At 61.9% G+C, this 1,410-nt stretch carries 1 protein-coding gene; it reads right to left on the bottom strand.

The annotated features are described in order from the left end of the window. The coding region (locus tag EOM25_14995; GenBank protein NCC26485.1) for a hypothetical protein at positions 1–1,310 on the bottom strand (1,310 nt) is incomplete at its 3' end. Positions 1,311–1,410: the final 100 nt, after the last annotated feature.

A 1,410-nucleotide genomic window follows, 5' to 3' on the forward strand; every position in this document is an offset into this window, starting at 1 on the left:
ATGTAGGATCGTCTGGGACTGCCCGAGGTGGCGTGACTTTCCCCGGTCACGTAGATATTGCCGCTGCCGTCCAGGACTATGGCGTAGCCGAAGTCGTTGGTGCCGCCCCCCAGGAAGGTGTTCCAAACCAGATTGCCGCTGCTGTCGAGTCTGGCCACAAAGGCATCGGAGTTCCCCGCAAATGCTCGCACCGGAGGGCTGGCGCCCTGCCAGGAGGCAGTGCTGAATCCGACCACATAGACGTTTCCGCTGCCGTCCACCGCAATGCCCGCTCCAGCATCTGTTGCTGCGCCACCCAAAAACGTATTCCAGACCAAGACGCCGGTTCCGCCATCGATCTTGGCCGCAAAGGCGTCGGTACTTCCCCCTTGGTGGCCACGCCTCGGGCTGCCCCAGGAGGCAGCGCTGTTTCCGGTCACATAGACATTGCCGCTGTCGTCCGTAGTGATACCGAATCCTCGATCACCACCAGCGCCTCCCAGAAAGGTGTTCCAGGTCAGCACAGGGTCGATGATAACCGGGATGCCGGGCAGACAGTCTCCAAGAGCGAAACCGACCTCGTCCTTGCCATGCAGCACAAAGGCCGCGTCGATAAAGTGTTTTTCCCCGCCCACCTCCTGCCAGGCAATCGGTGCGGACTCCACCATGTTCCCATTGTCAAAGGCCGTGACCAGATTGCCCTTTCCGTCCAGAGCGACCGGGCGGTTGTAGCGCAGCCGGATGCTGTCCACCAAAAGACCCTGCTCAGTGTTCCGGATATGATAACGGCTCTCGAAGATCCCGTTCGGCGCGGCCTTGTAGACCACGTCCACGCCATCCCACGCTCCAAAGTACGTCACCATGCCCAGGGCGGGCATGCCGTCAGGAGAGGTCTCCAAGCCTTCGGCCACGGGCCGGACCGGACGGCCTCCGACATGTTCCACCCGGAGGAACCGGTCCGCTCCGACCACATAGAATGAATCATGGCCGAATCCGAGGGCATGTCCGGCCGAGGTGAACCGAAGAAGATTGTCTCCAACTTCTCCGGTGGTGATGGCGGGTTGCGCGGACCAGGCAGAAATCGAGGTGAAAAGGATTGCCAGAACAAGCAGGCAGGACGACGGGGACAAGGCAGGGACATGGCGGCCGGATGAACCGAACCGTGGTCTTGGATGGGACATGGTCTCCTCCTGGGAAAAAGGCTCAAGCACCGGGTCACGGCAACATTTCCGCTCTCCGGGTGCGAAGAAAGGCTGAGGTTTGACAGATCCCACGTGAAGACCCAAGGGCCGACAGGAGATGCCGTCGACCGCGACCTTGGCCTCCGCCATTCGCCTAATCGAACAGCAGCATGTAGATCGGGGTCAGGCTTCCGCCGTCGCGCTCCACGGCCCCGATGTCGCAGGCCGAGCCCACGGGCCGCCGCTTGCC

The sequence above is a fragment of the Deltaproteobacteria bacterium genome (assembly GCA_009929795.1).
Lineage (GTDB): Bacteria > Desulfobacterota > Desulfovibrionia > Desulfovibrionales > Desulfomicrobiaceae > RZZR01.